The organism is Novosphingobium sp. PY1 (assembly GCF_017312445.1).
In the GTDB taxonomy this organism is placed as follows: Bacteria; Pseudomonadota; Alphaproteobacteria; order Sphingomonadales; family Sphingomonadaceae; genus Novosphingobium.
In genome coordinates, this window is sequence record NZ_BLTI01000003.1 from 13734 (window position 1) to 26865 (window position 13132).

General features: G+C 65.8%; 18 protein-coding genes. 9 read left to right on the plus strand and 9 right to left on the minus strand.

From position 1 onward, the window contains the following. Nucleotides 1–52: 52 nt before the first annotated feature. The 9 genes from J3474_RS03025 to J3474_RS03065 all read right to left on the minus strand — a co-directional run bounded on the left by J3474_RS03025 (nt 53) and on the right by J3474_RS03065 (nt 7266). Complete coding sequence (locus J3474_RS03025) at nt 53–682, minus strand: hypothetical protein (RefSeq protein WP_051010097.1); 630 nt, start codon at nt 680–682, stop codon at nt 53–55. Between the two features lie 220 nt (nt 683–902). Beyond that, complete coding sequence (locus J3474_RS03030; protein WP_013834311.1) at nt 903–1676, minus strand: sigma-70 family RNA polymerase sigma factor; 774 nt, start codon at nt 1674–1676, stop codon at nt 903–905. Continuing rightward, nucleotides 1673–3802 carry a flagellar biosynthesis protein FlhA gene (locus tag J3474_RS03035; protein ID WP_007012291.1) on the minus strand — a complete coding sequence of 710 codons (2130 nt, stop codon included), beginning with the start codon at nt 3800–3802 and terminating at the stop codon, nt 1673–1675. The genes J3474_RS03030 and J3474_RS03035 overlap by 4 nt, the downstream gene beginning before the upstream one ends. Beyond that, nucleotides 3799–4671 (minus strand): lytic transglycosylase domain-containing protein, encoded by an 873-nt coding sequence (locus tag J3474_RS03040; RefSeq protein ID WP_242528171.1) that lies wholly within the window; start codon nt 4669–4671, stop codon nt 3799–3801. The genes J3474_RS03035 and J3474_RS03040 overlap by 4 nt, the downstream gene beginning before the upstream one ends. Nucleotides 4672–4752: 81 nt before the next feature. After that, on the minus strand, nt 4753–5088 hold the full coding sequence (locus J3474_RS03045; protein ID WP_013834313.1) for a hypothetical protein: 336 nt from the start codon (nt 5086–5088) through the stop codon (nt 4753–4755). Next, nucleotides 5085–5408, minus strand: coding sequence for a flagellar biosynthesis anti-sigma factor FlgM (gene flgM / locus J3474_RS03050; protein WP_013834314.1), 324 nt, complete (start codon nt 5406–5408; stop codon nt 5085–5087). Before flgM ends, J3474_RS03045 begins: the two co-directional genes overlap by 4 nt. A 120-nt stretch (nt 5409–5528) precedes the next feature. Beyond that, nucleotides 5529–6029, minus strand: a complete 501-nt coding sequence (locus J3474_RS03055) for a flagella basal body P-ring formation protein FlgA (RefSeq protein ID WP_041559120.1) — start codon at nt 6027–6029, stop codon at nt 5529–5531. Between the two features lie 20 nt (nt 6030–6049). Beyond that, nucleotides 6050–6580, minus strand: coding sequence for a hypothetical protein (locus tag J3474_RS03060; protein ID WP_207093066.1), 531 nt, complete (start codon nt 6578–6580; stop codon nt 6050–6052). Next, a complete protein-coding gene (locus tag J3474_RS03065) occupies nt 6577–7266 on the minus strand; it encodes a MotA/TolQ/ExbB proton channel family protein (protein WP_013834315.1) in 690 nt (229 codons plus the stop codon). The genes J3474_RS03060 and J3474_RS03065 overlap by 4 nt, the downstream gene beginning before the upstream one ends. A gap of 215 nt (nt 7267–7481) precedes the next feature. Here J3474_RS03065 and flgB point away from each other — a divergent pair, with 215 nt between their 5' ends. From flgB to J3474_RS03110, 9 genes are read left to right on the plus strand one after another with little or no spacing between them, the layout of a single operon-like run. Then, nucleotides 7482–7829: a flagellar basal body rod protein FlgB gene (gene flgB, locus J3474_RS03070; RefSeq protein WP_007012298.1), complete on the plus strand. Its 348-nt coding sequence runs from the start codon at nt 7482–7484 to the stop codon at nt 7827–7829. A 1-nt stretch (nt 7830) separates the two neighbouring features. Then, a complete protein-coding gene (gene flgC / locus J3474_RS03075; protein ID WP_007012299.1) occupies nt 7831–8238 on the plus strand; it encodes a flagellar basal body rod protein FlgC in 408 nt (135 codons plus the stop codon). Continuing rightward, nucleotides 8235–8576 (plus strand): flagellar hook capping FlgD N-terminal domain-containing protein, encoded by a 342-nt coding sequence (locus J3474_RS03080; RefSeq protein WP_013834317.1) that lies wholly within the window; start codon nt 8235–8237, stop codon nt 8574–8576. The genes flgC and J3474_RS03080 overlap by 4 nt, the downstream gene beginning before the upstream one ends. Before the next feature lie 25 nt (nt 8577–8601). Beyond that, nucleotides 8602–9417, plus strand: coding sequence for a flagellar hook-basal body complex protein (locus tag J3474_RS03085; RefSeq protein WP_013834318.1), 816 nt, complete (start codon nt 8602–8604; stop codon nt 9415–9417). 37 nt (nt 9418–9454) lie between these two features. Next, the gene (locus tag J3474_RS03090; RefSeq protein ID WP_013834319.1) at nt 9455–10198 is read left to right on the plus strand and encodes a flagellar basal body rod protein FlgF; all 744 of its coding nucleotides are present in this window, start codon (nt 9455–9457) and stop codon (nt 10196–10198) included. A gap of 13 nt (nt 10199–10211) precedes the next feature. After that, on the plus strand, nt 10212–11000 hold the full coding sequence (flgG, locus tag J3474_RS03095) for a flagellar basal-body rod protein FlgG (protein ID WP_013834320.1): 789 nt from the start codon (nt 10212–10214) through the stop codon (nt 10998–11000). A 5-nt stretch (nt 11001–11005) separates the two neighbouring features. Then, entirely contained in the window at nt 11006–11686 is a 681-nt protein-coding gene (locus J3474_RS03100; protein ID WP_013834321.1) for a flagellar basal body L-ring protein FlgH, read from the plus strand. An 11-nt stretch (nt 11687–11697) separates the two neighbouring features. Beyond that, a complete protein-coding gene (locus tag J3474_RS03105; protein ID WP_207093067.1) occupies nt 11698–12798 on the plus strand; it encodes a flagellar basal body P-ring protein FlgI in 1101 nt (366 codons plus the stop codon). Then, nucleotides 12795–13130, plus strand: a complete 336-nt coding sequence (locus J3474_RS03110; RefSeq protein ID WP_207093068.1) for a rod-binding protein — start codon at nt 12795–12797, stop codon at nt 13128–13130. Before J3474_RS03105 ends, J3474_RS03110 begins: the two co-directional genes overlap by 4 nt. Nucleotides 13131–13132: the final 2 nt, after the last annotated feature.

Consider the following 13132-nt stretch of genomic DNA (forward strand, 5'->3'; position numbering starts at 1 on the left):
GAAGCACGCGCGGTTGCGCTGCAAGGCGATGCATTCGGCGCTGTCGATATGATCAGTCGTGGAGCTTCTCCCGGCTGAAACTCCTGTCCTTGCGCATGTCATGGATGCGCCCGTCGCGGCCCTCGATGACCGGAGTGCTGTCGACCGGCTCATGGACGAGATCGTCGAACAGGGCGCGATAGTGAATCATGGCTTGACGCAGGTCCTCGGTGCCCGCCTCGCCGCGCGAATGACGCTCGGCAATGGCATGGCCGGCGCGATAGTTCTGCACCACGTCGCCATGGTCGACGGAGAGGTCGGCCGAACGCTGTTCGAAATCGACGACCGGATAGCCGCGCTCTTCCATGACTTCGCCGAGAAGAACGTCGGCGCGGGTCACGGCATCGGCCGGGGAATCCACAAAGCGGGCCTGCACCTTGCGCCATGCTTCAACGTAACGGGCCCGGCTTTCTTCCGAGAGCGGACGGATGTCGAACGAGGCCACGCGCTTTTCGCGTTCGTGCAGGATGGTTTCGCCGCGATGCGCATTGCCGGCTTCGCGAACGGTGCGGTCGTACTCACCGCCGAAGCGGTCGCGCAGCTGCTCGCTATGGCGTTTGCGCATGTACATGAGGGCGGCGCCGACAATCACGGCAAGGACGATCAGCCCTATCGCCAGCCCGAGCGGGGTAATGGTTATCACGTTGCATCTCCCAAGGCTTCTTCGGTTCAACACACAGGAGGCGCATCGAGCGCACTCCGTCCCCGCGTATGTTGAAGCGGCCGGGAGAGGGGTAGTTGCATCGCCGCGAACGCCTCGTCGCAAATGAGGCGGCAAATGCGGCAAACGGTTGCCGTGCAGGCGGCAAGCCTGTGTTCCGGCCCCGTCGAACGTGCAGTTCTGCACGCTCTTCAGGCCGGAATCAGATGATCTCCGCCATGCCTTCCAGCGCCTCGCGCAGCTTGGCGAGAGCCTGCGCCTTGAGCTGGTGGACGCGCGGGATCGAGACATCGAGCACTTGCGCGATTTCGGAGAGGTTCAGTTCCTCCACGAAATAGAGCGAGACGATCAGCTTGAGCCTCTCGGGAAGCTCGGCGATGGCGGCGATGACCGCCTCGCGCATCTCCTCGTCCTGGAGGATGGAAAGGCTGTCGGGGGTCTCGTCGGCAAAGGCCATGTTCTGGTCGGAATAGATCTCGTCGATCGGCTCGAAGTGCAGCGGCTGGCTGGAATCGCGCAGGGCGTGCAGTTCCGCTTCGTCGATGCCCATGGCCTCGGCCAGTTCCTGCGGCAATGGATCGCGGCCCAGCACCCCGCGCAGTTCGGTCTGCTTCTCGGCCAGCAGGCGCCGCCTTTCACTGGCACCGCGCGACATCGGAAGCGTCCGGCGGATCAGGTCCACCATCGCCCCGCGCACGCGCATCTTGGCATAGGCGGCAAAGCCGTCCTCGCCCGGCCCCTGATGACGCTGGGCGCACTCGGTCAGGGCGACGAGGCCAGCCTGCATCAGGTCTTCGAGTTCGATACCGGGCCGGCCGGTTCCGTTCACATGCCAGGCAAGCCGCCTGACCATCGGCAGGAACCGGCGAACCCGGTCCGCCACGTCACCCTGATAGGCGCCACTGACACGCCGGGACTGCGCAGTGTTGACCTTGTAGGTCGGCGCGGGCGCGAATGCATTGGGATCGTGCTTCATGCTGCCATGCTTTCAGCTGGATCGTTATGGTCTGGTCGCGGCAGGCCCGGAGCCTGTCGCTGCGGCGGCGCACTGCCGATGACGTCGACCACCTCGATCGGTTGGGTCGCCGGCAGTTCGGCAATGCTGAGTACGAGACACGAAGGCGCGCGCAGGCGCAGCAGCGCAGCCAAGGTACGGCGGGCGCGGGGCTGGACGACCAGCGTCAGCGGGATCGCGCCCGGGCCGCGGGCCTCCGACAGTTCGGATACGCGCTCGCCGATCATGCGGGCGAGGTCGGGTTCGATCACCGGCTGACCGGTGACCGGGTCCTGCATGCCCTGGACGATGGCGGATTCCAGCCCGGCGTCGAGCGTCAGGACCGGCAGGCGCTCGTGCGGCGGGCAGATGCGCCCGACGATCAGGGCGCCCAGATCGGCCCGCAGCAGTTCCACCAGCCGGTCGTGATCGACCGTCTGCTGCACCGCGCGGCTGAGGCTCTGCAGGATCGGCAAGGGATGCGAGATCGGGATGTGATCTTCCAGCAGCGAGCGCAGCAGGCGGGTGATCGCAGCCAGCGTGAGCGGCTGGGGATGGATCGTCTCGACAAGGCCCGAGGCATGTTCCTTGAGCGATTCCAGCAAGTCCTTGACCTGATCGGGGCCGAGCATGTCCTGCGGACGTTCCGACAGGAGCTGGTTGAGGTGCGTGGCGATGACGGTGCCGGCATCGACGGTAAGGAAGCCCTCTGCCGTGGCATGGTCGCGCTGGGCCGGGTCGATCCACAGCGCCGGGCAGCCGAAGCTGGGATCGCGCGTCGCCTCGCCCTTGAGCGTGTGGTTCGGCCGCACTTCGCCGGCATCGATGGCCAGCACCTTGTCGGCGCGGATCATGGCGCCGCCCAGGTTCACCCCGCCCAGCATGATGCGATATTCGTGCGGCGGCATGTCGAGCGCGTCGCGCACCCGGAACTGCGGCACGATGAAGCCGAACGCCTGGCTGAGTTGCTTGCGCACGCCGGTGACGCGCTGGACAAGCGGTGAACCCTTGCGGTCGTCCACCAGCTGGACGAGTCCATAGCCCAGCTCGATGGTGACAAGCGTGTGGTCGGAGACTTCCTCCAGCTCGATCTTCGCCGGATCGACGGGTTCGGGCATCGGCTCGGCCACCACCACCGGGCGGTCGCGCCGCTTCTTGAGCGCATACCACAACCAGAAGGCGAGACCCGATGCGGGCAAGAAGATCGACTGCGGCATCGCCGGGATCATGCCCATCGCGCCAAGCACGACGGCAACCGGCAACCAGGTGCCGGGATCGGCAAACTGGCCGCCGATCTGGCCGGCAAGGTCGCGGGTGTCGGCAACGCGGGTGACGATGACCGCAGCGGCAATCGACAGCAGAAGCGAGGGAACCTGCGCGACCAGCGCGTCGCCGATGGCCAGGGTGATGTACGTCTGCGCGGCCTCTCCGGCAGACAGCCCGTGGCTGATCATGCCGAGGCAGAAGCCGGCAATGATGTTGACGCCCAGGATCAGCAACGCGGCAATCGCGTCGCCCTTCACGAACTTCGACGAACCGTCCATCGAGCCGTAGAAGTCCGCCTCGGTGGACACTTCGCGGCGGCGGGCCTTGGCCTCGTCTGCGGTGAGCAGTCCGGCAGCAAGGTCGGCGTCGATCGCCATCTGCTTGCCCGGCAAGGCGTCGAGGGTGAAACGTGCCGAAACTTCCGACACGCGTCCCGCGCCCTTGGTCACCACGACCAGGTTGATGATCATCAGGATCAGGAAGACGAAGATGCCGACGGCGAAATTGCCGCCGATCAGGAAGGCGCCGAAGGATTCGATGACCTTGCCCGCGGCCGCCTCGCCCTCGTGTCCGTGGACCAGCACGACGCGCGTCGAGGCGACGTTGAGCGCCAGGCGCAGCAAGGTGGCGAAGAGCAGGACCGACGGGAACGAGGAGAAGTCCAGCGGCTTGTCCGCGTTCATCGCCGCCATCAGGATCGCCACCGAAAGCGCGATGTTCATGACGAAGGAGATGTCGAGGACGATGGCCGGGACCGGCACGATCATCAGCACGATGAGCGTGAGGATACCGGCCGGCAACGCCAGGGACCCGGGGTCCGAAACGCGTTTGAACAGATTCACAGTCCGAACCTCGCAAGCTTGGCGTAGGCGTTACGGACATGCGCCGGGGCGGCATCCGCCCCCGAGCCCGAACCGAATGTGCCTTGGAGAGTTGCGGACATGGAGCGCGTCGCCATCTGCGGCGCCTCGCCCAGTCCGGCATGGAATTCGCGGGCGATTGGCCCCAGGTGCGATTGCGGTGCAGCCGGTGCTGCCGCGAGCTGCGCATTGGTCGACATCGTCGCCCACTGCGCCGGCGCTTCGCCGTTCATCGCCTGCGACACCTTGCCGCGGATGAGATCCATCACCCCGCCGACGCTGCGCGGTGCGCCGCCGTCGTAAAAGATGCCGCGATTGGCCGCTGCCGCCTTGGGCAGGATCGAGGCCGCGCTCTGCGATGGATTGGTATCGAGGGCCGACAGGAACTGGCTGGCCCCGGAAATGCCGAGGAAGTGGGCGAGATATAGCTCGGACGAATCCGGCTCGCGGCCCAGCACGCCGGTCAGCTCGGCGCGGTTGTCGCTGGCCAGTTCGGCAGCCATCATCGCCGAAGTGTCGGGATCGTAGCGCAGCGACATGATCTGCGCGCGCATCGTGGGATCGGTGATCCGCCCACCGTCAATCGCGGAACCGACCCAGTCGAGGCCATGGCGATCGGCATGGCGGTCGAGCGTTTCGACCCAGGTGCCCTGAGTGAACTGATAGAGGCCGGCGGCGCTGGATGTCGACGCCCTGGCGCCCGGGTCCATGCTGGACTCGAGCTTGGCCTGGGCCATCAGGTACTTGAAGTCGACGCCGGTGGCGGCAGCGGCACGCGCAATGGCGGCCTGCACGCGAGTGCCGCCGCCATTCGGGCTTCCTACCCCACCGATACCTGGTGCATCGCTCAATTCCGGCTCCCGGTCGAAAATCTAACCGGGAGTGTTTCAGCAAGAACCGTGCCAAACGGCTCCTGCCGGGAAAGGCAAATGTCAGTTGCGGCCCACTGCCTGCGCATAGCGCGGCGTTGCGTTATAGACCTGCGGACTGCCGACGATGGCGTTGAGACGCGTCGTGACATTGGCGGCAATGATATTGCGGACCTGCCGGTTCACCTCGTTGAGGCGCTTGGCCGTATCGATCAGGCTGCGGCACTCGTCGTCGAGCTCGATGCCGTCGACGCCGCCAAGGGTACCGCACAGGCGGTCCTTGTCGTTGGTCGCACCGACGATCGCGTCGAGGTCGAGACCGGCAAGAGCCTGCCGTTCGCTTTCCAGCACGGCAAGCATCTGCCGCAGGGTGTCACGAAGTTCAGTCCTGGTAATCACTTGCCGCTCCTCAGCAGCACGCCGGCTGCAATCATGGCGTCCGCAATTTCGGCGGGAACGAGGGGATAGGTCCCCGATTCCACGGCCTTGCGGATCTGCTTCACGCGTTCGGTATTGACCGGCGGCGCGCTCGGATCGAGCGCCTCGGTCGTCTCCACCGCCGCACCGGCGGCAATCGCCGCCTGCTTGTCGGTCGGCGCAGTTTTACTGACTGCCGCAGCGCCGTTCGCGCCGGGCAGGGAGTCTTTGCCCGCCGTGCGGGCCAGCCTGGCACTGATCGCGGTAATTGCGCGTGCAGGTCCCACTTCGATAGGTGGCATGATGCCGCTCCTTGAAAGTTCCTGCAGCTTAAAACGGCGGGGCTAAGGTTCTTTTAAGGCCCGGGGCAAAAAATTTCGAAATGAGCCGCAAGGTACTAAGGGCAAACCGAAAGTTTTTGTTCAGGGCAAGGGAATGGATACCACGCCCGGCCGTTCGATGCGGCCCCGCATCGGTTCGGCACGTGTGCGCGTGCCGGTTACCGGGCGCACCCTGATCCAGTCGCCCACGGCACCTGCATCGAGAGCCTCGCCCGGTTGCGAGACGGAAAAGCCGTCACCGGAAATCGAGATCGCGACCGCATCGCCGCGATTGACCGCATTGGCCACGGGAGCGGCGGCGACCGGAGCGGCCTGGCGCACCGGCACGAAAATCCGCCAGCCGTTGGCATCGCCGCACTGGACGACGACGCTGTCATGCATCGTCGTGCGCCAGGACAGCGCCAGTCCGCTGCGGCAAGGCTGCAGGCGCAGACGGCGGTCGACACCCGTCATGGCCCCGCCGACCGCGCCGATCGGCGCTCCGGTAAAGCCGGCAACCTGCCGGTCGATCGCTTCGAGATCGGCAAAGCCGGCAAGGGCGGAAGCTGCCGCGGCGGCAGCGAGGACAAGGCCAGTCGTCATCTTCAGGGTATCCTGTAGCTTTAACTTTGGCCCGACTCCTGCAATTTCCGTGCCACTTCCGGCGCATTTTTCTGCGTCCCGCGCGACGAGAGGCTGACTTGCGCAGCCGCCCTGCCCTCATCGTTCACCAGCGGCGCATCGTAAGCAATGACGACGCGCGATGGACCTTGCCCGGGCTCGACGACGATACGTGCGGCGTGGCCTGCCCTCCCCGCCTGCTCGAGCAGGCGCGTGGCTTCGGCCATCGCGCGGGCCTGCGCCTCGGGGGCCTCTCCGTAATGCGCGGTGATCGTGAGCTGCTGGCGCGGATCGACGGCCTGCTGTGCCAGCCACCGCGAAAGCGGCGGCGCACCCGGCGCATCGACATAGACGGCGAGCGGCTCGGACTGCGGCGAAACCGCTGCTCCGCCGCCAGCCTGCGCCGCAACCTTTCCGGCCTTGGCGAAGGCTTCGGGCGGCTGCCGGCTCACCGCGGCGGCCGTTACCATGAACAGGATCAGGGAAAGGTCGGCCAGCGCGGTTTGCCAACCGACCGAGGCGCGCCCGCTCACGCGCGTGAGCCGCGCGCGGCAATGGACGCCACGGCCTTTTCCATGGCCGCAGGGCGCGCATGGGCCGGCAAGGCGGAAACGAGCTGGCCCTCCAGCCAATCGAGCACTTTCTGGCGCTCACGCTCTTCCTTCGCGCCCACCCGGGCCACGACGCGCGCAAGCGGAGCGAAGACGATGTTGCCCAGCAACAGCCCATAGAGCGTCGTCAGCACGGCCATCGAGATTGCAGTAGTGAAATCTCCGGCCCCTTCCGCGCCGCCGGGCAACTGGCTGAGCGAGACAAGCGTGCCGGCAAGTCCGAAAACCGGCGACAGGTCTGCCGCCTGGTTGAAGGTACGCACGGCGCGGCGATTGCGCACCACGCGGCGGCGTTTGTGGGCGACATGGGCCGCCTGCAGGGCGCTGATCGAACGGGTTCCGATCAAGGCATCGGTCGCCTCGTCGAATTCCGCATCGCCGAAATGATGCGGTGCCGTGCGGATAACCCCGTCAGTCTGCATTTCCCGCACGTGCCCGGCCAGTTCGGCGCGGGCGCGGGCAGCATCGAAACGCTTGCCGAACAGGCCGCCAAGCGATGCGAACGCCGTGCGCGTGTCCCGCAGGCCGCAGCGCATGACCGTCGCCGCGATCGTACCGCCCACAACGATCAGGGCGCTGGTGGCATCGAACAGATTGTCGACCTGCATGAAGCTGCATCTCCTTCGTGCAGGATAGAACGGACGGCAATGCGGGAATTTCAGGGGCTTGGCGGATCCTTTTTGCCGCCATCCGGCAAAGCCTTGCCGCCTTGCCCTGCCGCCTCCGGCAAGAGAGCGGCAAAAGCCCGGAAATCCGCGGCAATCGATGAAACTGGCACGGTACTTGCGAATAACCGGGGAGATTAAACCTGGAGCCAGGACAAATGCCGCAGGACCTGTTCGGAATTCACGCCAAGGCGCTCGAGCTTCGCTCCGAGCGCATGGGCGTGATCGCCTCGAACATCGCGAATGCCGGGACCCCGGGCTACAAGGCGCGCGACATCGATTTTGCCGCGGCGCTGAAGTCCGCAAGCAACGGCGCCGATATCGAGAGCGCAGCCCAGAGCGCCACGCAATACCGCATTCCGGTGATGCCCTCGCTCGACGGCAATACGGTGGAGCTGCAGAACGAGCAGCTCGCCTTTTCGGAAAACGCCGTCGGCTACGCCACCACGCTCGAGTTCATCCGCTCGCGCGTCGACAACGTCAAACGCGCACTGAGAGGTGAATAGGATGGCCGGTCAGCCCTTTACCATCTTCGACGTCGCACAGCGCGGCATGTCCGCCCAGCTCGTGCGCATGAACGCCGCCGCTTCCAACCTCGCCAATGCCGGCACCGTGTCGGGCAGCGAGGCGGATGCCTACAAGCCGATCCGCGCCGTCTTCGCCGAGGACCTCGATCGCGCCAGCGGCCTTGCCACCGTTCAGGTGCAGGGTGTGGTGCGCGAACAGGCCGCAGCGGTGCGCGAACACAATCCCGACCACCCGCTCGCCGATGAAAACGGCGATGTCTGGGCCGCTCCCGTCGATGAGAACGCCGAGATGGTCGAGATGCTCGAGGCCTCGCGCCAGTACCAGAACATGGTCGAGGCCCTTTCCACCGCCAAGCAACTCATGCTCGACACGATGAGGCTCAAATGACCGTCAGTTCCGTAAATTCGACAAGCGCGTCGACGAGCACCTCGTCGACCAACAAGACTTCGCTCGCTTCGCTCAATTCCGGCGATTTCCTCAAGCTGATGCTCGCGCAGATGCAGCAGCAGGACCCGACCAACCCGGTCGACCAGAAGGAAATGCTCGCGCAGATGGCGCAGTTCTCGCAGCTCTCGAGCACGACCGAGATGTCCGACACGCTGAGCACGATTTCCTCGAAGCTCGACACGCTCGTGACGGCCCAGACTTCGACCAACGAGGCCCTGACCTCGCTCGCACAGCAAGTAGCCGCTTCGCAGGCGACCGACAGCTCGGCCAGCGCCTGACACCGCATTCCAGGAGACCAACGCCATGTCTTTCTACACTTCGCTTACCGGCCTCAAGAACGCCCAGACCGACCTCAACGTCATCTCGAACAACATCGCCAACGCCGAGACCAGCGGCTTCAAGAAGAGCGATACCGCTTTCGCGGACATCGTCTCCTCCTCGGCCTTTTCGGACCCGAAGCTGACCGTCGGCATCGGCGCGCGCGTCTCGTCAATCACCCAGAACTTCTCGCTGGGCGCGGTCGAGCAGACCGGCAATGCGCTGGACATCGCGATCAACGGTGAAGGCTTCTTCACCGTCGTCTCGCCGATCTCGGGTGAGACCCAGTACACCCGCGCCGGCTCGTTCAACGTCGACGGCCAGGGCTATGTCCAGAATGCCGTGGGTTCGCGCCTGCAGGCCTTCCCGGTCGACGCCACCGGCGCGATCACTTCGACCACCACCCTGCAGGACGTACAGATCCCGCAGACCAACGCAGCCGGTTCGGAATTCGCCGGTGTCACGATCGGCGTGAACGGCAACGTCGTCGCCACTTACGCCGACGGTTCGAACGCCACGCTCGGCGTCGTCGCGATGGCCTCTTTCATCTCTCCCACCGGTCTCAAGCAGGTCGGCAATGCCAGCTGGGAAGCCACCGGCGTTTCGGGCGCTGCCAATTACGGCCAGGCGGGCGGCGGTCTCTATGGCGAACTGCTCTCCGGTGCAATCGAGCGTTCCAACGTCGACATCGCCGAGGAACTGGTCTCGCTGATCACCGCGCAGCGCAACTTCCAGGCCAATGCCAAGGCCGTCGATACCGCCACCCAGATCTCGCAGACCATCATCAACCTGCGGACCTGAAGCCAGCAGTAGCAAACCCTGACAAGGACCTGACCCCATGGACCGGCTGATCTATACCGCCGTTTCCGGCATGAATGCCTCGATGACGCGCGAGCGCGTGATCGCAAGCAACATGGCCAATGCCCAGACGATCGGCTTTCGCAAGGAAATCATCCAGGCGACGCCGATGACGCTGGAAGGCCCGCAGCTGGAAGCGCGCGCGATGACCAGCACCGAAGTGCGCGGCGCATCGATGAAGGAAGGCTCGGTCACCTCGACCGGCAATCCGCTCGACGTCGCGCTCGACGGCGATGCCATGCTCGCGGTCCAGGCCTACGACGGCGGCGAGGCCTATACCCGCCGCGGCGACCTCTCGGTCTCGGTCACCGGCGTGATCGAGAACGGCGAGGGCCTGCCCGTCCTGGGCGACAACGGCCCGGTCACGGTCCCGCCCGGTTCGATCGTCACCATCGCGCCCGACGGCGGCGTGCTGGTCAAGGACCCGGCAACGCCCCAGGACCCGCCGGTCCGCCTCGACCGCCTCAAGCTGGTCAGCACCACCGGATCGCAGATCGAGAAGGACCTCGCCGGCCAGTTCCGCGTGCGCGGCGGCGGCGTTCTGCCGGTCGACGAGAACGCCCGGCTGACCCCCGAGGCCCTTGAACAGTCAAACGTGAACGCATCCGAAGTGCTGGTCGAGATGATCTCGGCCCAGCGCCTTTTCGACATGCGTACCAAGCTCGTCGACACCGCCAAGCAGCTCGACGAAGGCGGCGCGCGTCTCATGCGCATCGATTCCTGAGGAGTAAGAAACCATGCCTAGCTCAGCACTCCAGGTCGCCCGCACCGGTCTCGAAGCCCAAGACCAGCGCATGCGCGTGATCGCCAACAACCTCGCCAACGTCGGTACCACCGCGTTCAAGCGCGACCGCGCCAACTTCGCGACGCTGGCCTACCAGGACGCGCGCGTGGCCGGGGCGGACTCATCGACCGAGACCACTTACGCCACCGGCCTGAATCTGGGCACCGGCGTTGCCATCCAGTCGACCACGCGCATGGAAACGCAAGGCTCGCTGGAGACGACCGGCAACTCGCTCGACCTCGCGCTCGACGGCACGGGTTATTTCCAGGTCCAGCTTCCCGGTGGCCAGCTCGGCTATACCCGCGCGGGCAACTTCACCCGTTCGTCCGAAGGCCAGCTGGTGACCTCGCAAGGTTACGCGCTGCAGCCCTCGATCACCGTCCCGGACAATGCCACGTCGATCACCATCTCGACCGACGGCACCGTCTCGGCGCAGATCGCCGGCCAGTCGGACCCGACGCAGCTCGGCCAGATCACGGTCGCCAGCTTCACCAACCCGGGCGGCCTGCAGGCTTCCTCGGACAACTTCATGCTCGAGACCGCGGCCAGCGGCCCGGCGCAGATCGGCGTTCCCGGCGAAAACGGCCGCGGCCAGATCCGGCAGGGGATGCTCGAGGCCTCCAACGTCAACATCGTCGAGGAGCTGGTCGACATGATCGAAACCCAGCGCGCCTACGAGATCAACTCCAAGATGATCTCGGCCGTCGACCAGATGTTGCAGAACGCCAACCAGACGCTGTGATCGCCATGACGCGCAAGACCATCGTTTCGGCCATCGCCACAGTTGCCGCCCTTGCGGCACTCGGCGGCGCGCCGGCCTATGCCAAGAAGCACAAGCCTTCGGGCTTCGAGCCGACCTTGCCCCTGGCCCAGCCCGCAGCGCCAAGCGCGCCGACCGGCGGCATCTTCAATGCCTCGGCCGGCTATGCCGCACTTTACGAAGGCAACCGTGCGCGCCGGATCGGCGATCCGCTGACCATCGTCCTGATCGAGACAACGACGGCGTCCAAGGCCGTCAGTTCCAAGAGCCAGAAGGGCGGAGGCGCCTCGATCACCCCGCCCACGGCCGGGCCGCTGTCATTTTTAAATCCCGATGCGCTTAAAGCCAGCAGCTCTTCGTCGTTCAATGGTCAGGGAAATGCGGCCCAGACGAGTTCGCTCGCCTCGACGCTTTCCGTCACGATCGCCGAAGTGCGGCCAAACGGCACCGCGCTGGTCAAAGGGGAAAAGCAGATGCTGCTCAGCCAGGGTGATGAATGGGTCCGGTTCTCCGGCATCGTTCGCCTGGCCGACGTCGACGAGGAAAACTCGATCCTCTCCAGCCGCGTGGCAGATGCGAAGATCGAATATTCGGGCAAGGGCTCGCTCCAGCGCGCCAGCCGCCAGGGCTGGCTGGGCAAGTTCTTCAACATGATTTCGCCGTTCTGAGGGAGGCCGAGATGATCCGCAAAATCCTGCTCGTCCTTGCCGCAGCGATGACCGCGCTGACCCCGGGCATCGCCAGCGCCGAACGCGTACGCGACCTCGGCCAGTTCCAGGGCGTGCGCTCCAACCAGCTGACCGGCTACGGCATAGTCGTCGGCCTGCCCGGCACCGGCGACGACAACCTGGAATACCTGACGCAGGCGATGAAGGGCGTTTCGGGCCGCATGGGCCTGACCCTGCCGCCCGGCGTCTCGCCCGGTCTCAAGAATGCCGCCGCAGTGATGATCACGGCCGACCTGCCTGCCTTCGCCAAGCCGGGCCAGCGCATCGACGTGACCGTCTCGACAATCGGCAAGGCCAAGTCGCTGCGCGGCGGCGCGCTGATCATGACCCCGCTCTACGGCGCGGACGGCCAGATCTACGCGATGGCCCAGGGCAACCTGGCGGTCGGCGGGCTCGGCATTTCGGGCAAGGACGGCTCGAACGTCACCGTCAACATTCCGACCGTGGGCCGCATCGCCGATGGCGCCAGCGTCGAACGTGCGGTCGCCACCGGCTTCGACAGCGATCCCCTGCTGCGCTGGAACCTGTTCAACGCCGACTTCCTCACGGCCTCGCGCGTGCGCGACGCGATCAACCGCCGCCTGCCGGGCACCGCCTCGGTCGAGGACGGCGTCACCCTCGCCCTGCGCCTGCCGCCGCAGTCCGACACCCGGGCCAGCGTCATGGCCGCGATCGAGATGATCGAGGTCGAACCGGCGGAAACCGCCGCGCGCGTCATCGTCAACAGCCGCACCGGGACCGTCGTGATCAACAATGCGGTGCGCCTCTCGCCCGCCGCGATCAGCCACGGCAAGCTGACCGTGCGCGTCGACGAGGACCCGACAGTCGTCCAGCCCGCGCCGTTCAGCCGCGGCCGGACCGCCGTCGAGCAGAACAGCACGATCACGACCGACGAGGAAAAGCGTTCGGTCGCGATGTTCAAGCCTGGTGCCTCGCTGTCCTCGGTCGTCGATGCCCTCAACATGCTGGGCGTCACCCCTTCTGACCTCGTGGCGATCCTCGAGGCGCTCAAGCAGGCCGGCGCGCTCAAGGCCGAGATGGTGGTGATATGAGCGTCATCCTGCCTTCCACCCCGGGCCTGACCGTCAACGCACAGAGCAGCGACCGCGAGAAGCTGCACACGACGGCCAAGCAGTTCGAAGCCATCTTCGTGCGCCAGATGCTGGCCGCCGCCCGCAAGACCGACTTTGGCGGCGAGGACGTCTTCGGCAGCCAGGCGATGGACACATTCCGACAGCTTCAGGACGAGCACTTCGCCGATGTCACCGCCGAATCCGGCACGCTCGGCATGGCCTCGATCATCGAGGCGCAGATGGCACGGTTCTTGCCTGCAGAGACCACGCCAGAAGCCGACGTCGCGGCGCAAGAAAAGGCGCAAAGGTAAAC